Genomic DNA, 20,676 nt, shown 5'->3' with positions numbered 1-20,676 from the left:
TGCTGATAATCTGTTGACTAGCAGTCTGACTCCACAAGCACCCACACGAATTGCTTGATTCAGTTGTTAAAGAGCGGTTGGTTAAGATCTTTCGTCTCAACCGAGGCGCGCATTCTACAGCAGCCTCATTTGCTGTCAAGTGATTATTTTCAGAAGTTTTCAAAGTTTCCTTTGTAACTTCAACCACTTGCGCCTCAGATCTCTCATCAGCGGGAGGCGAATTCTACAGCGTTACACGCTGCTGTCAACACCTCTTTTTCAACTCCCTTTGTGCTTCGATGAACTGAAGCAACCTGCTGCCGAAAACTGCGTAACTCTTTGTTTACCAAGGAGTTTTCCGTTTCGACTGCGCCGGAAGTGGGGCGAATTATAGACACCTGGAATCTGCCGTCAACCACTATTTACGCCTTTTTGGCAGAAGAGGCCTTTTTAGCCATTAGACGCGGGATTCGACGAGCCACAGGCGGTAGCCGCAGCATTAACAGCAACGCACCTATAGATGCATAGATCACCCACTCTTTCAGGTCGGCGCGCACAATCCAGAGCATATGCAGCAATCCAAGCCCGAGAATGACATAAGCCAGGCGATGCAACTTCTTCCAGCGGGCACCCAATCGTCGCTGACTGTATCGATTGGAAGTCACCGCCAATGCCAGCAAACCAAGAAAACCCAACGCCCCGACAATAATGTAAGGCCGCTTGCGCAACTCGACTCCCAGCTGTGACCAGTCAAAACCAAGTATGAATGCGCAATAACTACTGAGGTGGAGCAGCACATAGGCAAAGCACCACAACCCCAACTGTCGCCGCACGGCATTCCACCCCGCCCAACCGGTGAGTTTCTGCAAAGGCGTCAAGCTCAGGATTACGAGCAGCAGAACAAGCGCCCCCAAACCCAATCGATCGACCAGCACCTTGCCCGGATCCGGCCCGAGGACATCCTCCCAGGCCTGGTACAGCCACAGCAGCGGCCACACCAGCACCACGACAAAGACACCGATACGCCAAAACGGATAGCGCATCAGTAATTCTTCCTCAGGTCGAGCCCCGTATATAGAGAGGAGACTTCCCCTGAATAGCCGTTGAACATTTGCGTGTCGCGCACATTGGGCTTGAACAAGCCACTGGGCAGGCGGCGTTCACGCGCCTGAGTCCAGCGAGGATGATCAACGGTGGGATTCACATTCGCATAAAAGCCATATTCATCCGCAGCAATACTCTGCCAGGTGGTTTTCGGCTGCTCGCTGACCAGACTGATGCGCACGATTGACTTGATGCTCTTGAAGCCATATTTCCAAGGCACCACCAAACGCAACGGCGCGCCGTTTTGATTAGGCAATTCACGCCCGTACATCCCCACTGCGAGAATCGCCAACGGATTCATGGCCTCATCCAGTCGCAACCCTTCCACATAGGGCCAGTCGATCAAGGCAAAACCGGAGCGCTGCCCCGGCATGCTTTTGGGATCCTGCAAGGTTTCGAAGCGGATGAATCTGGCTTTCGAGGTCGGCTCGACTTCCTTGAGCAAGGCCGAGAGCGGAAAACCGATCCAGGGAATGACCATCGACCAGGCTTCCACGCAACGCAGCCGGTAGATTCGCTCCTCCAACCGATACGGCTTCATGAGGTCCTCCAGCGCATACCGCCCAGGCTTGCCCACCTCCCCGTCCACCACTACCGACCACGGTTCCGTCTTCAGCGTGCCGGCATTGGCGGCCGGATCACCTTTGTCTGTGCCGAACTCGTAGAAGTTGTTGTAGTGGGTCGCATCCTTGAACGGCGTGATCGCCTCATCCTTGACGCTGATCGCTCCCCACTGGGTAGCCGGAAGTTTTTCGCTGAACCAGGAAGGCGCCTTGCCGGGCTCGACATCCGGATAGCGCACAGCATCGCCAGCGCTGGCCCATTGCGGCAGGCTGCCCAGAGCGAAGCCCGCAACCGTGGCGCCGAGCACTTTGCGTCGAGAAAGATAGAGAGATTCAGGCGTAACGTCCGACTCGTGGCAGTCGGACGTTCTGGGGACTTTGATCAGCATGGTTACTCCGCAGCTTTGGAGGACAGATGCACCCATAGACTGCGGAGTATGAGGGAAATTACGCGCTCTTGTTACGGCGAAGACGTAACAGATATTGAACCGGGCCGGAGGCTGCATAGGCGAGAAACACCAGCAGCAGGATACGCGGAGGGTCACTGAACACCACTGCGAACACCAGCACCACGGCGAGAATCGCCACGAAAGGCACTCGCCCCTTCAGGTCCAGTTCCTTGAAGCTGTTGTACTTGATGTTGCTGACCATCAGCATGCCGGCCGCCGCAACCATCAGCGCAACCAGGAAGGACATCTTGGAACCCTGAATGCCGTAGTCACTGAACGCCCAGACGATACCTGCAACCACACCCGCAGCGGCAGGACTGGCCAGACCGATGAAGTAGCGCTTGTCCGCCGTACCGACCTGGGTGTTGAAGCGCGCAAGGCGCAAGGCCGCGCCCGCCACATAGATGAAGGCGACCATCCAGCCAACCTTGCCCATGTCACCCAAGGCCCAACCGAAGGCCAGCAATGCCGGGGCAACACCAAAGGCAACCATGTCCGACAGCGAGTCGTACTCGGCACCGAAGGCGCTCTGGGTATTGGTCATGCGGGCCACGCGCCCATCAAGACCATCGAGCACCATTGCGACGAAGATCGCGATGGCCGCGAACGCGAAATATTTGCTCGCATTGGCCGAGTCACCGGCACTCAAGGCCGCCTGGGCGCTCATTGAGTTGATGATGGAATAGAACCCTGCGAACAGATTCGCAGTGGTGAACAGATTCGGCAGAAGATAGATACCACGATGCCGGACTTTACGACCTTCGGCGTCATGCCCTTCCTCGACATGTTCATCGATGGGCAGCAGGCTTTCGGCGTCAGAAGCCTGGTTTGGCTCTTCGGGGCGTTCGCTCATGGACATTACCTTGCAACGGGTGGAAAGTTTGGACAGGTGTCTGGGACGACGGTTCGGCCGCAAACGATGCAGCTTTATACCAGAACCGGCCCCCCAAACGAAAAAACGCGGCCTAAGCCGCGTTTTTCGTACAAGCGCGTGACTTAGTTTTTAGCTTTGTCGACGATCTTGTTGGCACCGATCCACGGCATCATGGAGCGCAGTTGCTCGCCGATGATTTCGATACCGTGAGCGGCGTTGTTACGACGCTTGGCGGTCATCGAAGGATAGCCGGTAGCGCCTTCGCTGATGAACATCTTGGCGTATTCGCCGTCCTGAATACGTTTCAGGGCGTTGCGCATGGCCTGACGGGATTCGGCGTTGATGACTTCAGGGCCGGTCACGTACTCGCCGTATTCGGCGTTGTTGGAGATCGAGTAGTTCATGTTGGCGATACCGCCTTCGTACATGAGGTCAACGATCAGCTTCAGTTCGTGCAGGCACTCGAAGTAGGCCATTTCCGGCGCGTAGCCAGCTTCAACCAGGGTTTCGAAACCGGCCTTGACCAGCTCAACGGTACCGCCGCACAGAACGGCTTGTTCACCGAACAGATCGGTTTCAGTCTCGTCCTTGAAGGTGGTTTCGATGATGCCGGTACGACCGCCGCCAACGCCGGCAGCGTAGGACAGGGCGACGTTCTTGGCGTTGCCCGAGGCGTCCTGGTAGATAGCGATCAGGTCAGGGATACCGCCGCCCTTCACGAACTCGGAACGTACGGTGTGGCCTGGAGCCTTCGGCGCGATCATGATCACGTCGAGGTCAGCGCGCGGCACAACCTGGTTGTAGTGGATCGCGAAGCCGTGGGAGAAGGCCAGGGTGGCGCCTTTCTTGATGTTCGGCTCGATTTCGTTCTTGTACAGGGAGGACTGGAATTCGTCCGGGGTCAGGATCATGACCAGGTCGGCAGCTGCAACAGCAGAAGCAACGTCGGTCACTTTCAGGCCGTGGGCTTCAGCCTTGGCAACGGTAGCCGAACCTTTACGCAGGCCGACAGTCACGTCAACGCCGGAGTCTTTCAGGTTGCACGCTTGAGCGTGGCCCTGGGAACCGTAACCGATGATGGCAACTTTCTTGCCCTGGATGATCGACAGGTCGCAGTCTTTATCGTAGAAAACTTTCATGAATTTCCCCTATATCAGGCCGTTCAGGCCGTTCGCTAATTTGGTTTAGATGCTGAGTACTTTGTCGCCGCGGGCAATGCCGGTCACGCCACTACGGACGGTCTCCAGAATCGAGGCGGTGCCAATGGACTGAATGAAGCTGTCGAGCTTGTCGCTGGTACCGGTCAGTTGAACGGTATACACGCTGGCGCTGACATCGACGATCTGTCCACGGTAAATATCGGTAGTGCGCTTGATCTCGGCGCGCTGGGCGCCGGTGGCCTTGACCTTGACCAGCATCAGTTCGCGCTCGATGTGAGCACTCTCCGACAGGTCGACCAGTTTTACCACTTCGATCAGCTTGTTCAGGTTCTTGGTGATCTGCTCGATGATTTCATCGTGACCGACCGTGGTCAGCGTCAGACGCGACAGGGTCGGGTCTTCGGTTGGTGCCACAGTCAGGCTTTCGATGTTGTAGTTGCGCTGCGAGAACAGGCCAACCACACGAGACAGAGCACCGGGTTCGTTTTCCAGAAGCAAGGAAATAATGTGCCGCATGATTAGGTACGCTCCGTCTTGCTCAGCCACATATCGCGCATGGAGCCGTCTTTGATCTGCATCGGGTAGACGTGCTCGCTGGTATCGACCGAAATATCGATCACCACCAGGCGATCTTTCATGGCGAACGCTTCTTCCATCTTCGACTTCAAATCTTTCGATTCAGTGATGCGCACGCCAACGTGACCATAGGCTTCAGCCAGCTTGACGAAGTCAGGCAACGACTCCATGTAGGAGTGCGAGTGACGGCTGCCATAGCTCATGTCCTGCCACTGACGAACCATACCCAGAACGCCGTTGTTCAGAATGACGATTTTTACCGGCAAACCGTATTGCAGACAGGTGGACAGTTCCTGGATGTTCATCTGGATACTGCCTTCGCCCGTCACACAGGCGACGTCGGCATCCGGATAGCTCAACTGAATGCCCATGGCCGCCGGGAAACCGAAGCCCATGGTGCCCAAGCCACCGGAGTTGATCCAGCGGTTCGGCTTGTTGAACTTGTAGTACTGCGCAGCAAACATCTGGTGCTGACCCACGTCGGAGGTCACAAAGGCATCGCCATTGGTCACTTCGCACAGGGTTTCGATCACGGTCTGAGGCTTGATCTTGCTGCCGTCGCCCTTGTCATACGGGAACAGGCCGCGATCACCGCGCCACTCGTCAACCTGCTTCCACCAGCTGGCAACGGACTCCTTGTTCGGGGTCTCGCCGATTTCCTTGAGGATCGCGACCATTTCGGTCAGGACACTCTCAACCGGCCCCACGATAGGCACGTCGGCCTTGATGGTCTTGGAGATCGAAGCCGGGTCGATGTCGATGTGAATGATCTTGGCGTTCGGGCAGAACTTCGACGCGCCGTTGATGACACGGTCGTCGAAACGTGCGCCGACAGCGAGGATCACGTCAGCATGGTGCATCGCCAGGTTGGCGGTGTAGCTGCCGTGCATGCCGAGCATGCCGATGAACTGACGGTCGGTGCCAGGGTAGCCACCGAGGCCCATCAGGGTATTGGTCACTGGCAGGTTGAGCATCTTCGCCAGTTCGGTCAGTGGTGCGGAACCACCGCCCAGGATCACGCCGCCGCCCGAGTACAACACAGGACGCTTGGCCGCCAGGAGCATTTCTGCCGCCTTGCGGATTTGACCGGAGTGACCGCGAACAGCCGGGCTGTAGGAACGCAGCTTGGCTTTTTTCGGGAAGACGTATTCGAACTTCTCGGCCGGGTTGGTCATGTCTTTCGGGATATCGACAACGACCGGGCCAGGACGACCGGATTGCGCCAGGTAGAACGCCTTCTTCATGACTTCCGGGATTTCCGACGCGTGCTTGATCATGAAGCTGTGCTTCACGATCGGCCGGGAGATACCGATCATGTCGGTTTCCTGGAACGCATCGGTGCCAACCATGGTGCTAGGCACCTGGCCGGAAATGATCACCATTGGAATGGAGTCCATGTAGGCGGTGGCGATACCGGTGATGGCGTTTGTTGCGCCAGGACCGGAAGTCACCAGTACCACGCCGGCTTTACCGGTGGCACGGGCGTAGCCGTCAGCCATATGGGTAGCCGCTTGCTCGTGACGAACCAGGATGTGGGTCACTTCCGGTTCTTTGAACAGGGCATCGTAGACATGAAGAAGAGCACCACCCGGGTACCCGTAGATATATTTGACGCCTTCGTCACGCAAGAAGCGGACGAGCATCTCACCGCCAGATAAAAGCTCCACGTTGCTCACCTCTAAAACGCCAGAATACCGCCCACGAAAAATGGGACGGGTCTTAATAGGTTTACTTCTCGGCAGAGCATGAGCGACGGTGGTCGCCGACTACGTCAGCACTGACTGAGCAAGTATTGGGATCGTCCCAAGTGTTGCGGGGCTTTCCCACCCAGCGCGAGGTAACGCGTTGCGGGTGTAACAGGTCGACGCGGATATGCGCCTCATGATCTGCTGAGAGGGTCTGCTTCTGGCAGTCCCTGTACAGCGGACTTTGGATTCTTCTGTTTCGGCCTTCGCAAGTCAAGTCGTCTATGTGCTTTATTCTACTAAGCACATGAGAACGCAAGAAAAAACCCGTAAATCCACCCCGTGTTAGCTTTGATTGCGCAACTTTTGGCAAAAAATTGGCACGCGAATGCACTTACCCTGAAACGGCCGACAAAATAGAGAGATATTGTGAACAACTGCCAGCGGACACTGGCAGCTTCTGGCTCAGCGGGACGCGGTGATCAGTTGATCGAATTCTTTGAGCAGCACCTGTAACTGCCGATCCCTACCCTGGACATTGCGCCCGGCAAAGACCATTTCAGCCATTTCCTGAATGCCCGAAGCATTGGGTAGCGGCAAATCCTGCTCGAGGATCATCTTCATGCGTGGCAGGAAGATCCATTGCAGCCATTGCTCGAAATCCAGTGTGTCGACCGAAAACGGCTCGACACTAGAAAGCGCTTCGGCAGAGGGCGGGACTTCATCCCACCACCCTTGCACCCGCAACTCGCGCTCGATCAACAACAGTTGATCGGCGATTTTCAGAAAGCGCACATCCATCACAGCGTTACCTTGGCCTTCTGTCGAGCCAATGTCGCGCCCTGGGAGTCACCCTGCTTTTCACGCGCCTGGGCAATCAGCTCCCACAAGTTGGCCTGAAGGGCTGGACGGCCATTGGCAAAGGTCAGTCCACGGCGAGCGAACTGCTCGGCTTGGGCCGCATCGCCCTGAGCCATGCGTACCTGGGCCAGACGGAAAAGCACCTGCGGCTCACGCGGAGCAACGCGCTGGGCGCGTTCGAGGCTGGAGGAGGCACCATTGAGATCACCGCTCGCCTGTTGCTGTTGAGCGGTGGTCAGCAAAGCCAATACCGGGCCGTCCAATTGCTCGTCGGCAGAAAGCCCGCCCGAACTGGCCGATGGAATCCCGCTTGGCGACGACGGCATGCTGTAGCTGCCCGGATTGATCGGCGCCGATTGGACCGGCGACGTGTCAATCGGCCCCGGCGTGATCGGACCCGGGGTAATCGGCGTGGTGCTGATCGGCGTCGAAGTCGTTGCCGCGCCTGGCACCATCACCACTACGCCGCTGTCACCTTGCGGAATCGCCTGGGTCTGCGACTGACCCTGCGCAGGGCGCTTGACGGTCGTCTGGCGGAAACCGCCATTGGCCGAGATCCGCTCACTGTTGGACACGGCGGTGCCGGAATCCACAACCGGAATCGAGCCACGTTGTACGCTAGAGCAACCGCTGAGCAAAGCTACGGCGGCAACCGCTGGAATCAACCACTTGTTCACTTGAAACCCTCTTTGCTTAATTCATCCAGCCCTTGACCCAGTCCATCACCGTCTCGGCAGGGTTTTCACCACCGCAAGCGGCACCGGGAGGCGGTTCGCTGCCGCGAATATACGGCATCTGCACGGCACCAGGGCAACCGGCGTCAGAACCTTGCCCGGTTCGCGAGTCCACCCAAGCCTGAACGATATTATCCGGCTGCGGCATGTCCAGCGGCAACGGGTCGGCCTTGCGCATAAAGCTGGTCCAGACCTGCAAGGCCCCGGTGGCGCCGGTGAATGGCGTCTTGCCATTGTCGTCGCGACCCAGCCAGACCACCGCCAGCAAGTCCTGGCTGAAACCGGCAAACCAACTGTCTCGCGAATCGTTACTGGTACCGGTCTTGCCCGCCAGGGTCAGGGTCCTTGGCAACGCGTTATAAACCGAGCTGCCGGTACCCTCACGCATCACCCGCTGCATGGCGCTCTGGATCAGGTAAATGGAGGCCGGATCAAAACGCTGCTGAATCTGGAACGGATAACGCTTGAGTGGCTCGCCCTCGGCAGTCAGCACGCTACGAATCCCGCGCATCGGCGTATTGAAGCCGCCGTTGGCCAAGGTCTGGTACATGGTCGCCACTTCGATTGGCGTCATGCCGCCGGCCCCGAGCAACATCGACGGGAAGGCCGGGAATTCACGCGTCACACCCAGGCGCGCCACCGTCTTCAATACGTTCGGCACACCGACCGCCAAACCAAGACGCGCGGTCGACAGGTTGTAGGAATGCGCCAGGCCTTGATAGAGGAACACCGTACCGTGAGAACGGCGATCGTAGTTCTGCGGCTTCCAGACCTGACCATCCGCGCCTTTGACCGAGAAGGACTCGTCCGACAGCCAACTGGTCAATGTGTACTGGCTCGGTTTCTCCAGTGCGGTCAGATAAACAGCCGGCTTGATCAGCGAGCCGATCGGCCGTACAGCATCCAGCGCCCGGTTGAACCCGGCAAAACTGGCCTGGCGGCTGCCGATCATGGCCTGCACTTCCCCGGTCTCCGGGTTGGTCACGACCATTGCCGCTTCGACGTCATCGGACCCCTTGCGTCCTGCCAGACGCTTGAAGGTGTCGTTGACCGAGGCCTCAGCCTTCATCTGCAGGATCGGGTCGAAACTGGTGAAGATGCGCAGCCCTTCTTCGGTCAAGTCTTCGTCGCGATAGTCTTCGCGCAACTGACGCTTGACCAGATCGAGGAAGCCGGGGAACGAGCTGTCCGCCAGACTGCCGCGCTTGGTCACGCCCAGCGGCATTTTCTTCGCTGCCTCAACCTGCTCGGCTGTCGCGACGCCCTGCTCTTGCAGCACATCGAGTACCAGGTTCCGCCGCTCGAGGGCACGTTCCGGATTACGACGGGGGTTATAGGAAGAAGGCCCCTTGACCATGCCCACCAGCAGCGCGACCTGATGCAGCTTGAGCTCGGCCAGCGGCTGGCTGAAGAAGAACTGGCTGGCCAGACCGAAACCGTGCACCGCACGCTGACCGTCCTGCCCGACAAACACTTCGTTGAGGTAAGCCTCAAGGATTTCGCGCTTGTCGTAGTGCAGTTCAAGCAGCAACGCCATCATCGCTTCGGTGAGTTTTCGGCTCAGGCTGCGCTCGTTGGTCAGGTAGAAGTTCTTGACCAACTGCTGCGTCAGGGTACTGCCGCCCTGACGCATGCGCCCGGACGAACCGTTGACCCAGATGGCACGGGCGATCGACTTCGGCGAAACACCAAAGTGATGATAAAAATCGCGATCCTCGACCGCCACCAGCGTTTCAAGCAGGTACGGTGGCACCTGATCGATCTTGATCAGAATCCGGTCTTCGAGGTTTTTCGGGTACAGGCCGCCGATCAGCAGCGGCTCCAGGCGCACCACCGACAGCTTCGAGCCTTTTGCCCCCGCCAACTCGGCCACGTAATCGCCGGAGAAACGCACCCGCACCGGTTGCGCCTGCTCCATGCCTTCATAGAACTGGAAGCCACGGGTATTCAGATCAACGGTATTGCCGTTGACCGACGCCGCCCCCGGACCGTTGGCCACGCTTTCACGGCGATAGCCCAAGGCATCGAGCTCGGTCAGGAAATCATCCCGGCTCAGCTTCTGTCCGACGAACAGCTCGAGCGGGCGCGCGTAAACCTTGGCCGGGATGGTCCAGCGCTTGCCGGAAAACTTCTCCTGGACGATCGCATCAAGGTAAACGGCGAATCCGGCCAGTACCACAAGGGCGACCAGACTGAGTTTAATGGCCCAGCCCAGCCACGGGCGCAGGCCCCTGGAGGGTGGTTTTTTCGGGGTACGGGGAGTTCGAGTACGAGTCATGGCGGCGGATTATACGCACTTTATTCATCCTCAACAGGAGCGCTCCGAGGTTTGCGTCAAGCGGACTTGCGGCCATAATGACGGCCTTGAATTTCCCAGACTCTGAAGGATCGCCTGTGAGCCAGTCCCTGATCGCTGCCCTGCAAAACCCTGCCCTCTACCCGCATCCAGTAGAGGGATTCCAGGTCATCGAGACCCATATTTCCTGGGTACTGCTTACCGGCCCCTATGCCTATAAAGTGAAGAAGCCGGTCAATTTCGGTTTTCTCGACTTCACCAGCCTTGAGGCTCGCGGACACTTTTGCGCTGAAGAACTGCGCCTGAACCAGCGTCTGACCGACGATTTGTACCTCGAAGTGCTGCCCGTCACCGGCAGCGCCGAGGCTCCGCAACTGGGCGGTGAAGGCCCGGCCATCGACTATGTACTGAAGATGCGTCAGTTCCCGCAAAACGGCTTGCTCAGCACCCTGCAAGCCAATGGCGAACTGACCACCGCGCACATCGACGAGATGGCCGAGCAAATCGCCCGCTTCCACCTCAGCGCGCCGAAAGTGCCGGCCGGGCACGAAGCCGGCACCCCGGACAGCGTCATGGCGCCGGTGCGGCAGAACTTCGAACAGATTCGTCCGTTCCTCAGCGACAAAGCCGACCTGTTGCAACTCGACGCCCTGCAAGCCTGGGCCGAAAGCAGCTTCGAGCGCCTCAAACCGCTGCTCGCCCAGCGCAAGGCCGAAGGTTTCATTCGTGAATGCCACGGTGATATCCATCTGGGCAATGCAACCGTGATCGACGGCAAGGTCGTGATCTTCGACTGCATCGAATTCAACGAACCGTTTCGCTTTACCGACGTTTATGCAGACACCGGTTTCCTGGCGATGGACCTGGAAGATCGCGGCCTGAAGTGCCTGGCGCGTCGCTTCATCAGCCAGTACCTGGAGCTGACCGGCGACTATCGCGGTCTCGAACTGCTGAACTTCTATAAAGCCTACCGCGCACTGGTTCGCGCCAAGGTTGCCCTGTTCAGCATGCCGGCCGACGCCACTGCGGTGCAGCGCGCCACGACCTTGCGCCAGTACCGCAACTACGCCAACCTGGCCGAAAGCTATAGCACCATTCCTTCACGCTTCATGGCCATTACCCACGGTGTTTCCGCTGTCGGCAAGAGCCATGTCGCCATGCGCCTGGTCGAAGCCCTGGGCGCGATTCGCCTGCGTTCCGATGTCGAGCGCAAGCGCCTGTTCGGCGAGCAAACCGTCGAGAATGACGTGCAGGCCGGCATCTATAGCGCCGACGCCAGCGCGGCGACCTATGCCCGCCTCCACGAAATCGCCGACGTCATTCTGCGTGCGGGTTTCCCGGTGGTGGTCGACGCCACTTACCTCAAGCGTGATCAGCGTGACAGTGCAGCGAAGGTGGCCGAGGCCACGGGTGCACCCTTCCTGATCCTCGACTGCAATGCGCCACAGGCCGTGATCGAAAGCTGGCTGGCCATGCGCCAGGCAGACAAGAAAGACCCGTCCGACGCCACCTTGGCTGTTATCGCCGCCCAGCAAGACAGCCGTGAAGCGCTGACACCCGCGGAAATCCTCTGCAGCAAACGCGTCCAGACCAATGAAAGCGGGACGCTCGATACCGTTGTGGAGCAAATTCGCCAGCGCCTGCCAGGGCTGTAAGAAACTATTTCAGTCGTGAGGCCCTCGCTGGCTTCACGACTGTCAAATAGTGGCACTATACTGGCGTCATAAAAACATCAGGTGATGCGACATGAGCCAGCCGAAACTTCTCGACACACCGCTATATGCCCTGCTGCACAAAGACGACATCAAAGGCTTCAACAGTGAACGCCCCAAGGATGGCCCCATCGACATGGTGGGTGGAGATTTCCGGGGGCTGGACCTGCGCGAACTGAATGCCGACGGCGTGGATTTCAGCGACGCCTACTTCCGTTCCGCCGACTTGCGTGGCATCGATTTTCGCAAAGCGAACCTGGAAGGCGCGAGCCTGGCCCACGCGCAGATCTCCGGTACGTACTTTCCAGTGGAACTCAGTGCCGACGAAATCCTGATGTCGATGAACTTCGGCACGCGATTGCGCTATCGCACCCGCTGATCATCGTCGCTGACTGACACGTCCGGCACCTCTCGTTGCGCTGGACGGTGGGGATGTTCGCCCTTTGTTTCCAGATTCTTCCCCGCCTCTCTCTCCACTGCGCTCATAGACTTGTTCATGCACTGCCAATGCTCGTTTCTTAGAAGCATTTGCGTCGTAAACGAGCAAACAATCACGCTTTTCCTACTGATGGCTACACTCCTCAGAAGATTGCCCACGCTCTCCATTCGGCCATCGCAAGGAGGCTTGATGAATGATGAACTGCAACACCTGAAGAATCTTGGCAAGACGTCAGCGCAATGGCTGCATGCCGTGGGCATCCATAGCGCTTCGGACTTGCGTCGCCTCGGGGCGGTGGATGCTTATCGGGCCGTGCGCACGCGCGGTTTTCGGGCGTCCAAGGTGTTGTTGTACGCAATTGAAGGCGCCCTGATGGACGTTCACTGGAATGACATTCCTGCCGAGCGCAAGGAAGCCCTGAACAAACAACTGGAAGCCATCTCTACACGCAACAAGAATTGATCCGACAACTATTTCTGAAGTTTTGCAACCTGGAACCCAATGATTGCGGGGCCTGCAGACACAAATCCGGCAAATCGCAAGGAAATCGAAAAACAGCGGTTGACTTGGTAATGAGAATCGATATTATTATCACAACTGGTCGCGAGACTGGTCGATATTCTGAAAAGCCCTTGGTTCGGACTCTCGGATTATCTCCTCATCAGGCTAATCACGGTTATTTGACCCGGCTCTTGCCGGGTCTTTTTTTGCCTGTGGAAAAGTACTGACAGGATGCCGCGATGGATGCTCCATGCAGATCACGACGACGCGGGTGGTCAGGCGCATAAACAGCTTTCTTTGAAGGTTTCCCGGGCATCGAATGATCAGGCCAAGTATCCTCGACGACAGGCACTTGTCCCCAGCGGGCAAGACCGCCATTTGATAGCATTTAACCGCCCAGCTCGGACATATCCCGTCACGAGTTGCGGGACCGAGGATAGACATGAAGTTGCTTTGCGCAGGCGCCGAGTTGGTCAATGACAGCAGCCGCGGGTTCGACATCGATGACCAAAAGTTTTTTGCAGTGCGCCGCAGCGGACAGGTTTACGTCTACATCAATCGCTGCCCGCACCGGGGCGTCGCCCTGGAGTGGCATCCCGACCAGTTTCTCGACCCCAGCAACAGCCTGATCCAGTGCGCCACCCATGGCGCACTGTTCCTGATCGAAGACGGTGAATGCGTCGCCGGCCCTTGCGCGGGGCAAGCCTTGACCGGCGTGGCTTGCCGCGAGGATGAACAGGGGATCTGGATCAGCCTTTAACCACCCGGCAACACGTCCAGACGCCGGTCGACCAACATTTCTTCGTGGCTCAACCGCACACCGTAAGCCAACACCTCGACACCACAGGCAATAGCCTCACGCAAGGCTTGCGCATAAGCGGCATCGATTTCCTGCGCCGGGCGCACAGCCTCGATGTCGGTCAGGCAAACACAGTACAACTGCACCGCGCGAATACCGTCCCTCGCCAGGTGGGCCAGCTCCCGCAAGTGCTTGGCGCCACGCTGGGTGACCGCATCGGGAAACGCCGCCACCGCCGTACCGTCGAAGCCCAGGGTCACGCTTTTGACTTCGACGTAGGCCGGCCCTTCGGGGTAATCAAGGCGGAAATCGATACGACTGTTTTCCTGACCATAGGCCACTTCACGCTTGAGCCCGGTAAAACCGTTCAGCTCGGTGATGACACCCGCCCGTAGCGCTTCTTCGATCAAACCATTGGCTCGGGCGGTATTCACGCAAAACAGCCGCCCTTGCGGGGTTTCACCGACCTCCCAGGTGCCAGGCAACTTGCGTTTCGGGTCGTTGGAGCGACTGAACCAGACCTGCCCGCCTTCGACCTGACAATTGAGCATCGAGCCAGTGTTCGGGCAGTGAATGGTGAGCAATTCGCCGCCAACGGTTTCGATATCGGCGAGAAATCGCTTGTAACGTCGGATCAGGCGCCCTTCTTCGAGGGGAGGATTAAAACGCATCAGCCTTGCCAGCTCCGCAACCCACGGGCAATGCGCTCGACCGCCTCCTGCAAACGCTCGAGATTTTGCGTATAGGCGAACCGCACATGATGCCCGGCCTGATAACGCCCGAAATCCAGCCCCGGGGTGAATGCCACGTGCTCGGTTTCGAGAAAGTGTTTGCAGAACGCGAAGGCATCGCCGCCGAACTTGCTGATATCGGCGTACAAATAGAAAGCACCCTCCGGTTCCACCGCAATGCCGAAGCCCAGTTCACGCAAGGCCGGCAGCAGGTAATCCCGACGCCGGCCAAATTCGGCGCGACGCTCTTCGAGAATGCTGATGGTTGCCGGCTCGAAACAGGCCAGCGCAGCGTGCTGCGCCATGCTTGGAGCACTGATGTAGAGGTTCTGGGCGAGCTTTTCCAGCTCACCGACGGCCGCGTCGGGAGCCACCAGCCAGCCGAGCCGCCATCCGGTCATCCCGAAGTACTTCGAAAAGCTGTTCAGAACGAATGCACTGTCGTCGACTTCCAGCACGCTGGCCGCATCGGTGCCGTAGGTCAGGCCGTGATAAATCTCGTCGACCACCAGATGACCGTGGCGCTCCTTGATCGCGACAGACAGCTTCGCCAGCTCGTCGCGGGTCAGGATCGTGCCGGTTGGATTGGCTGGCGACGCCACCAATGCGCCGACGCTGTCGTGGTCCCAATGACGCTCGATCAGGTCCGGCGTCAATTGATAGCGCACCTCCGGACCGACCGGCACCAGTTGTGCCGCGCCTTCGACCAGCCGCAGGAAATGCCGGTTACACGGGTAGCCCGGATCCGCCAGCAACCAGTGTTTACCGGGGTCGACCAGCAAAGCGCTGGCCAGCAGCAACGCGCCGGACCCGCCAGGCGTGATGAGGATGCGCCGCGGATCGATGTTCAAACCATAACGCTGCTGATAGAAGCCCGAAATGGCCTCGCGCAGCTCTGGAATGCCGCGTGCGGCGGTGTAACGGGTCTTTCCCGCTGTCAGCGCAGCCTGGCCGGCCCGGATGATCGGTTCGGCGGTGGTGAAGTCCGGCTCGCCGATTTCCAGGTGGATCACATCGTGGCCGGCGGCCTGCAATTCATTGGCCCGCGCCAGCAGCGCCATGACATGGAAAGGTTCGATCGCGCGACTGCGGGCACTGTAGGGCTGAGCCATTGGCCTTCCTTCAACGGAAAAAAAACCGATTCTACCCAAGCGCAGGAACGAGCGAGAACCTAAAGCGGTCAGAGGCCTTGTAAGGCCGATCACAAACGACTCAGGCGCGCGCGCAAGGTTTGACTAAAATCAATAATTGAGCAGGGTTCCAGAGCCACCAGACAACGGTTTGTCATCATTTGCAAGCACCCTGTGCCGCGAGCTCGACATCCGGGAGTAGCGCGGCCCGAGTTGATCTGGTAAGTTCGCCCGCTTGCAGCCGCAGGGCCGGCAGGTGTCGGTGATGGAGCAATCCTGCGCAGATGGATTACAAGAGTAGAGGCGGTCTATTTCATGTCCACCCAAGCAAAGCAGCAAAACCAGACGATCAGCGGCTTCGAGCCCTATGTTCAGAAAACCGGCGAAGAGTACATGGGCGAGCCCATGCGCAAGCACTTCACCAAGGTCCTGAATCAGTGGAAAAAAGAGCTGATGGAAGGTGTCGACAAGACCGTGGACCACATGAAGGACGAAGCGGCCAACTTCCCTGATCCGGCAGACCGTGCCAGCCAGGAAGAGGAATTCGCCCTCGAACTGCGTGCCCGCGATCGTGAACGCAAGTTGATCAAGAAGATCGACAAGACGCTTCAGTTGATCGAAGACGAAGAGTACGGCTGGTGTGAGTCCTGCGGCATCGAGATTGGCGTCAAGCGCCTCGAGGCGCGCCCTACCGCCGACCTGTGCATCGACTGCAAGACCCTGGCGGAAATCAAGGAAAAGCAAGTCGGCAAATAATTGCGACTTGAACGAAGAACGGAGCGTGCGAACGCTCCGTTTTTGTTTCCAAAATTCGCTGATGCCCGTTGCGATTAAAATCGCCATCACTGTAGGAGCGAGCTTGCTCGCGATGAACCTGAGAACGCCGCGGGGTACCAGGCTCCCAGCGTTATCGTTGACGGCAATCGCGAGCAAGTTCGCTCCTACAGGAATCTGACGACAGCCTGGAATAAGTAGCCTTGCCCTGATGACCGCCACCACCTCCCCCACCTACATCGGGCGTTTCGCTCCGACGCCCAGCGGCCACCTGCATTTTGGTTCACTGGTCGCCGCGCTGGCCTCCTACCTTGACGCGCGCTCGGTGGGCGGACGCTGGCTGATGCGCATGGAAGACCTTGATCCGCCCCGTGAAGTACCCGGCGCCCAGGCGGCCATTCTCAAGGCACTGGAAAGCTATGGCTTTGAGTGGGATGGCGGCCTGGTTCGCCAAAGCGAGCGGCACGATGCCTACGCCGAGGTGCTCAATCGCCTGTTCAATCAAGGCCTGGCCTACGCCTGCACCTGCTCGCGCAAACAGCTGGAGCCGTATCACGGGGTTTATCCGGGCTTGTGCCGCAATGCTGGCCATGGCACTGACGATGCGGCCATCCGCCTGCGCGTACCGGAACTGGAATACCATTTCATTGACCGGGTGCAGGACCAATACCGACAGCATCTGGGGCGGGAAGTCGGCGATTTCGTGATCCGCCGCCGCGACGGGCTCTACGCTTATCAATTGGCGGTGGTCCTGGACGACGCCTGGCAGGGCATCACCGATATCGTTCGCGGTGCCGACTTGCTGGACTCCACGCCTCGCCAGCTCTACCTGCAAGAACTGCTCGGCCTGCCTCAACCGCGTTATCTGCATATCCCGCTGATTACCCAGCCTGATGGCAACAAACTCGGTAAATCCTACCGCTCGCCGCCGTTGACCGAGGATCAGGCAACGCCACTGCTGCTGCGGGCGCTACGGGCGCTAGGACAGGACCCGGGAACCGAACTGACGTACGCCACGCCACGGGAAGTGCTCAATTGGGGCATTGCCCACTGGGATGCCTCGCTGATCCCGCGCACACTGAGCCTGCCCGAGGCACAGCTATTGTGATCGCACTTGCAGTGGCGCACCCATCCGTTACCATCGCCGCACGTTTTCGGGCACGCGCATAAAAAAGAGAGGCCGGGATGTACATCTATCGCTTGGTCCTGCTTTTGGTAGTGGGGATTTACCTGTTTTCCCCGGCCATCATGGATTGGTGGATCGACGCCACTGGCGCCTGGTATCGCCCTTATCTGCTCTGGCTGATTCTGATCGTCGTGACCTTCATCCTGCAGAGCCAAAAAGATGCCGATGAGCTTTAGTCTGACCCAGATGATCCTGATCAGCGCCGCATACCTGGCGGTGCTGTTCGGTGTGGCCTGGATCAGCGAACGGGGCATGATTCCCCGGGCGATCATTCGCCACCCGCTGACCTACACCCTGTCACTGGGCGTCTACGCCAGTGCCTGGGCGTTTTACGGCACCGTGGGCCTGGCCTATCAATACGGCTACGGTTTTCTGTCCAGCTACCTAGGCGTTTCCGGGGCATTCCTGCTGGCGCCAGTGCTGCTCTACCCGATCCTGAAGATCACCCGCACCTATCAACTGTCGTCGCTGGCGGACCTGTTTGCCTTCCGCTTCCGCAGTACCTGGGCCGGTGCGCTGACCACGATTTTCATGCTGGTCGGCGTACTGCCGCTGCTGGCCTTGCAAATTCAGGCGGTCGCCGACTCCATCAGCATCCTCACCCGAGAGCCGGTACAGCATCGCGTGGCCCTGAGCTTCTGCGCACTGATTACGCTGTTCACGATTTTCTTCGGTTCCCGTCACATCGCCACCCGCGAAAAGCATGAAGGCCTGGTGTTCGCGATTGCCTTCGAGTCGGTGATCAAGCTGATCGCCCTCGGCGGTGTCGGGCTGTATGCGCTTTACGGCGTGTTCGACGGCCCGCAACAGCTTGAACTGTGGCTGCTGCAAAACCAGACCGCGCTCGCCGCCCTGCACACACCGTTGCAGGAAGGCCCGTGGCGTACGCTGCTGCTGGTGTTCTTCGCCTCGGCGATCGTGATGCCGCACATGTATCACATGACCTTTACCGAGAACCTCAACCCGCGTTCGCTGGTCAGTGCGAGCTGGGGCCTGCCGCTGTTCCTGTTGCTGATGAGCCTGGCGGTGCCGCTGATTCTCTGGGCCGGCCTGAAACTGGGCGCCACCACCAACCCGGAATACTTCACCCTGGGAATCGGCATCGCCGCCAACAGCAAGGCTTTGGCGTTGCTGGCCTATGTCGGCGGGCTGTCCGCCGCCAGTGGCCTGATCATCGTCACCACGCTAGCACTGTCCGGGATGGCCTTGAACCACCTGGTCCTGCCGCTGTATCAACCACCGGCCGAAGGCAACATCTACCGCTGGCTGAAGTGGACTCGCCGGGCGCTGATCGTCGCGATCATCATGGCCGGCTACGGCTTCTACCTGATGCTCGGAGCCGAGCAGGACCTGGCCAACCTCGGCATTGTCGCTTTCGTCGCCACGTTGCAGTTCCTGCCGGGCGTGCTCTCGGTCCTGTATTGGCCGACCGCCAACCGTCGCGGCTTCATCGCCGGCTTGCTGGCGGGGATCCTGGTGTGGCTGGTGACCATGCTGTTACCGCTGGTTGGCAACCTGCAAGGCTTCTACATCCCACTACTGAACATGATCTACGTGCTGGACGACACCAGCTGGCACATGGCGGCAATTGCCTCGCTGGCGGCCAACGTACTGATGTTCACGCTGATCTCGCTGTTCACCAACGCCAGCACCGAAGAGGCCAGCGCTGCCGAAGCCTGCGCTGTGGATAACGTTCGCCGCCCGCAACGTCGGGAACTGCACGCCGCCTCGCCCCAGGAGTTCGCCACGCAACTGGCCAAGCCACTGGGTGCAAAAGCGGCGCAGAAAGAAGTGGAACAGGCACTGCGCGACCTCTATCTGCCTTTCGACGAGCGCCGCCCCTATGCCCTGCGTCGCTTGCGCGACCGCATCGAAGCCAATCTCTCCGGCCTGATGGGCCCGAGCGTGGCCCAGGACATGGTCGAGACGTTCCTGCCGTACAAGGCTGGCGGCGAAAACTACGTCACCGAAGACATTCACTTCATCGAAAGCCGCCTCGAGGATTACCACTCACGCCTGACCGGCCTGGCCGCCGAGCTCGATGCCTTGCGCCGCTATCACCGCCAGACCCTTCAGGAATTGCCGATGGGCGTTTGCTCACTGGCCAAGGATCAGGAGATCCTCATGTGGAACAAGGCCATGGAGGAACTCACCGGCATCGCCGCGCAGCGCGTGGTCGGTTCGCGCCTGAGTACCATTGCCGACCCATGGAAAGACCTGCTGCAAGGCTTCATCAATCTGCCGGACGAGCACTTGCACAAACAGCACCTGGCCCTCGACGGCCAGACACGCTGGTTGAACCTGCACAAAGCGGCGATCGACGAACCCCTCGCACCGGGCAACAGTGGCCTGGTGTTGCTGGTGGAAGACTTGACCGAAACCCAGATGCTCGAGGACAAACTGGTGCACTCCGAGCGCCTGGCCAGCATCGGTCGACTGGCGGCCGGCGTGGCCCATGAAATCGGCAACCCGATCACCGGTATCGCGTGCCTGGCGCAAAACCTGCGCGAAGAACGTGAAGAAGACGGCGAGCTGAAGGAAATCAGCGGCCAGATCCTCGAGCAGACCAAACGCGTGTCGCGCATCGTCCAGTCGCTGATGAGCTTTGCCCATGCCGGCAGCCATCAGCACAACGACGAGCCCGTCTGTCTGGCCGAAGTGGCTCAGGATGCCATCGGCCTGCTGGCCCTGAACCGACGCAATTTCGAAGTGCAGTTCTACAACCTGTGCGACCCCGAACACTGGGTCGAAGGCGACCCGCAACGGTTGGCCCAGGTATTGATCAACCTGCTTTCAAACGCCCGTGACGCCTCGCCTCCCGGCAGTGCGGTACGGGTCAAGAGCGAAGCCGGCGAACACACGGTCGATCTGATCGTGGAGGACGAAGGCAGCGGTATTCCGTCGAGCATCATGGACCGATTGTTCGAACCTTTCTTCACCACCAAGGACCCTGGCGAAGGCACCGGTCTGGGCCTTGCACTGGTCTATTCCATCGTTGAAGAGCATTATGGACAAATCACCATCGACAGCCCGGCTGATGTTCAAAGCCAACGCGGTACCCGAATCAGGGTTACCTTGCCGCGTCATGTCGAAGCGACGTCCGCTGTGAACTGAGACCGTCGA

At 59.0% G+C, this 20,676-nt stretch carries 19 protein-coding genes; 8 read left to right on the top strand and 11 right to left on the bottom strand.

What is annotated here, in order from left to right:
• Window positions 1–401 precede the first annotated feature (401 nt).
• The 9 genes from msrQ to mrcB form a co-directional block, all read right to left on the bottom strand.
• Entirely contained in the window at window positions 402–1,022 is a 621-nt protein-coding gene (gene msrQ / locus AC1Q6Y_RS14590) for a protein-methionine-sulfoxide reductase heme-binding subunit MsrQ (RefSeq protein ID WP_340314514.1), read from the bottom strand.
• Window positions 1,022–2,035: a protein-methionine-sulfoxide reductase catalytic subunit MsrP gene (msrP, locus tag AC1Q6Y_RS14585; RefSeq protein ID WP_492624726.1), complete on the bottom strand. Its 1,014-nt coding sequence runs from the start codon at window positions 2,033–2,035 to the stop codon at window positions 1,022–1,024. The genes msrQ and msrP overlap by 1 nt, the downstream gene beginning before the upstream one ends.
• Window positions 2,036–2,093: 58 nt before the next feature.
• Window positions 2,094–2,948: a CDP-diacylglycerol--serine O-phosphatidyltransferase gene (gene pssA, locus AC1Q6Y_RS14580; RefSeq protein ID WP_007971084.1), complete on the bottom strand. Its 855-nt coding sequence runs from the start codon at window positions 2,946–2,948 to the stop codon at window positions 2,094–2,096.
• 143 nt (window positions 2,949–3,091) lie between these two features.
• Window positions 3,092–4,108, bottom strand: coding sequence for a ketol-acid reductoisomerase (gene ilvC / locus AC1Q6Y_RS14575; RefSeq protein WP_003228216.1), 1,017 nt, complete (start codon window positions 4,106–4,108; stop codon window positions 3,092–3,094).
• Between the two features lie 45 nt (window positions 4,109–4,153).
• On the bottom strand, window positions 4,154–4,645 hold the full coding sequence (gene ilvN / locus AC1Q6Y_RS14570; protein ID WP_003205610.1) for an acetolactate synthase small subunit: 492 nt from the start codon (window positions 4,643–4,645) through the stop codon (window positions 4,154–4,156).
• 2 nt (window positions 4,646–4,647) lie between these two features.
• Window positions 4,648–6,372, bottom strand: a complete 1,725-nt coding sequence (locus AC1Q6Y_RS14565; protein WP_057716561.1) for an acetolactate synthase 3 large subunit — start codon at window positions 6,370–6,372, stop codon at window positions 4,648–4,650.
• A 483-nt stretch (window positions 6,373–6,855) separates the two neighbouring features.
• Window positions 6,856–7,191, bottom strand: coding sequence for a YqcC family protein (locus AC1Q6Y_RS14560; RefSeq protein ID WP_090451421.1), 336 nt, complete (start codon window positions 7,189–7,191; stop codon window positions 6,856–6,858).
• Entirely contained in the window at window positions 7,191–7,928 is a 738-nt protein-coding gene (locus AC1Q6Y_RS14555; protein WP_340314521.1) for a tetratricopeptide repeat protein, read from the bottom strand. Before AC1Q6Y_RS14555 ends, AC1Q6Y_RS14560 begins: the two co-directional genes overlap by 1 nt.
• Window positions 7,929–7,944: 16 nt before the next feature.
• Window positions 7,945–10,263: a penicillin-binding protein 1B gene (gene mrcB / locus AC1Q6Y_RS14550; protein ID WP_090451424.1), complete on the bottom strand. Its 2,319-nt coding sequence runs from the start codon at window positions 10,261–10,263 to the stop codon at window positions 7,945–7,947.
• A 116-nt stretch (window positions 10,264–10,379) separates the two neighbouring features.
• Here mrcB and AC1Q6Y_RS14545 point away from each other — a divergent pair, with 116 nt between their 5' ends.
• From AC1Q6Y_RS14545 to AC1Q6Y_RS14530, 4 genes are all read left to right on the top strand, one after another.
• Entirely contained in the window at window positions 10,380–11,936 is a 1,557-nt protein-coding gene (locus AC1Q6Y_RS14545; RefSeq protein WP_429522084.1) for a bifunctional aminoglycoside phosphotransferase/ATP-binding protein, read from the top strand.
• 91 nt (window positions 11,937–12,027) lie between these two features.
• A complete protein-coding gene (locus AC1Q6Y_RS14540; RefSeq protein ID WP_008053898.1) occupies window positions 12,028–12,372 on the top strand; it encodes a pentapeptide repeat-containing protein in 345 nt (114 codons plus the stop codon).
• 249 nt (window positions 12,373–12,621) lie between these two features.
• Window positions 12,622–12,894, top strand: a complete 273-nt coding sequence (locus tag AC1Q6Y_RS14535; RefSeq protein WP_057713281.1) for a TfoX/Sxy family protein — start codon at window positions 12,622–12,624, stop codon at window positions 12,892–12,894.
• Between the two features lie 481 nt (window positions 12,895–13,375).
• A complete protein-coding gene (locus tag AC1Q6Y_RS14530) occupies window positions 13,376–13,693 on the top strand; it encodes a Rieske (2Fe-2S) protein (protein WP_057713280.1) in 318 nt (105 codons plus the stop codon).
• On the opposite strand, the gene sfsA is transcribed toward AC1Q6Y_RS14530, so the two are convergent.
• Window positions 13,690–14,403 carry a DNA/RNA nuclease SfsA gene (gene sfsA, locus AC1Q6Y_RS14525; RefSeq protein WP_429522085.1) on the bottom strand — a complete coding sequence of 238 codons (714 nt, stop codon included), beginning with the start codon at window positions 14,401–14,403 and terminating at the stop codon, window positions 13,690–13,692. The two genes, AC1Q6Y_RS14530 and sfsA, sit on opposite strands and share 4 nt — an antisense overlap.
• Complete coding sequence (locus AC1Q6Y_RS14520; protein ID WP_489339233.1) at window positions 14,403–15,575, bottom strand: pyridoxal phosphate-dependent aminotransferase; 1,173 nt, start codon at window positions 15,573–15,575, stop codon at window positions 14,403–14,405. Before AC1Q6Y_RS14520 ends, sfsA begins: the two co-directional genes overlap by 1 nt.
• A 333-nt stretch (window positions 15,576–15,908) precedes the next feature.
• Between AC1Q6Y_RS14520 and dksA the strand changes: the two genes are divergently transcribed.
• From dksA to AC1Q6Y_RS14500, 4 genes are all read left to right on the top strand, one after another.
• Window positions 15,909–16,349 carry an RNA polymerase-binding protein DksA gene (gene dksA / locus AC1Q6Y_RS14515; protein WP_008053890.1) on the top strand — a complete coding sequence of 147 codons (441 nt, stop codon included), beginning with the start codon at window positions 15,909–15,911 and terminating at the stop codon, window positions 16,347–16,349.
• A gap of 229 nt (window positions 16,350–16,578) precedes the next feature.
• The gene (gene gluQRS / locus AC1Q6Y_RS14510; RefSeq protein WP_492624725.1) at window positions 16,579–17,475 is read left to right on the top strand and encodes a tRNA glutamyl-Q(34) synthetase GluQRS; all 897 of its coding nucleotides are present in this window, start codon (window positions 16,579–16,581) and stop codon (window positions 17,473–17,475) included.
• Between the two features lie 77 nt (window positions 17,476–17,552).
• Window positions 17,553–17,729 carry a hypothetical protein gene (locus AC1Q6Y_RS14505; RefSeq protein WP_003176118.1) on the top strand — a complete coding sequence of 59 codons (177 nt, stop codon included), beginning with the start codon at window positions 17,553–17,555 and terminating at the stop codon, window positions 17,727–17,729.
• Window positions 17,713–20,667: a sensor histidine kinase gene (locus AC1Q6Y_RS14500; RefSeq protein WP_167362842.1), complete on the top strand. Its 2,955-nt coding sequence runs from the start codon at window positions 17,713–17,715 to the stop codon at window positions 20,665–20,667. The genes AC1Q6Y_RS14505 and AC1Q6Y_RS14500 overlap by 17 nt, the downstream gene beginning before the upstream one ends.
• Window positions 20,668–20,676 lie beyond the last annotated feature (9 nt).

Source organism: Pseudomonas sp. GW823-FHT06E10 (assembly GCF_058794995.1).
This window is presented reverse-complemented; position numbering and strand designations above follow the sequence as displayed.

Excerpts from the sequence above, each read along its gene's own strand:
- msrQ (WP_340314514.1), bottom strand. The coding sequence starts at position 1,022 with ATGCGCTATCCGTTTTGGCGTATCGGTGTCTTTGTCGTGGTGCTGGTG.
- msrP (WP_492624726.1), bottom strand. The coding sequence starts at position 2,035 with ATGCTGATCAAAGTCCCCAGAACGTCCGACTGCCACGAGTCGGACGTT.
- pssA (WP_007971084.1), bottom strand. The coding sequence starts at position 2,948 with ATGAGCGAACGCCCCGAAGAGCCAAACCAGGCTTCTGACGCCGAAAGC.
- ilvC (WP_003228216.1), bottom strand. The coding sequence starts at position 4,108 with ATGAAAGTTTTCTACGATAAAGACTGCGACCTGTCGATCATCCAGGGC.
- ilvN (WP_003205610.1), bottom strand. The coding sequence starts at position 4,645 with ATGCGGCACATTATTTCCTTGCTTCTGGAAAACGAACCCGGTGCTCTG.
- AC1Q6Y_RS14560 (WP_090451421.1), bottom strand. The coding sequence starts at position 7,191 with ATGGATGTGCGCTTTCTGAAAATCGCCGATCAACTGTTGTTGATCGAG.
- mrcB (WP_090451424.1), bottom strand. The coding sequence starts at position 10,263 with ATGACTCGTACTCGAACTCCCCGTACCCCGAAAAAACCACCCTCCAGG.
- AC1Q6Y_RS14540 (WP_008053898.1), top strand. The coding sequence starts at position 12,028 with ATGAGCCAGCCGAAACTTCTCGACACACCGCTATATGCCCTGCTGCAC.
- AC1Q6Y_RS14535 (WP_057713281.1), top strand. The coding sequence starts at position 12,622 with ATGAATGATGAACTGCAACACCTGAAGAATCTTGGCAAGACGTCAGCG.
- AC1Q6Y_RS14530 (WP_057713280.1), top strand. The coding sequence starts at position 13,376 with ATGAAGTTGCTTTGCGCAGGCGCCGAGTTGGTCAATGACAGCAGCCGC.
- sfsA (WP_429522085.1), bottom strand. The coding sequence starts at position 14,403 with ATGCGTTTTAATCCTCCCCTCGAAGAAGGGCGCCTGATCCGACGTTAC.
- AC1Q6Y_RS14520 (WP_489339233.1), bottom strand. The coding sequence starts at position 15,575 with ATGGCTCAGCCCTACAGTGCCCGCAGTCGCGCGATCGAACCTTTCCAT.
- dksA (WP_008053890.1), top strand. The coding sequence starts at position 15,909 with ATGTCCACCCAAGCAAAGCAGCAAAACCAGACGATCAGCGGCTTCGAG.
- gluQRS (WP_492624725.1), top strand. The coding sequence starts at position 16,579 with ATGACCGCCACCACCTCCCCCACCTACATCGGGCGTTTCGCTCCGACG.
- AC1Q6Y_RS14505 (WP_003176118.1), top strand. The coding sequence starts at position 17,553 with ATGTACATCTATCGCTTGGTCCTGCTTTTGGTAGTGGGGATTTACCTG.
- AC1Q6Y_RS14500 (WP_167362842.1), top strand. The coding sequence starts at position 17,713 with ATGCCGATGAGCTTTAGTCTGACCCAGATGATCCTGATCAGCGCCGCA.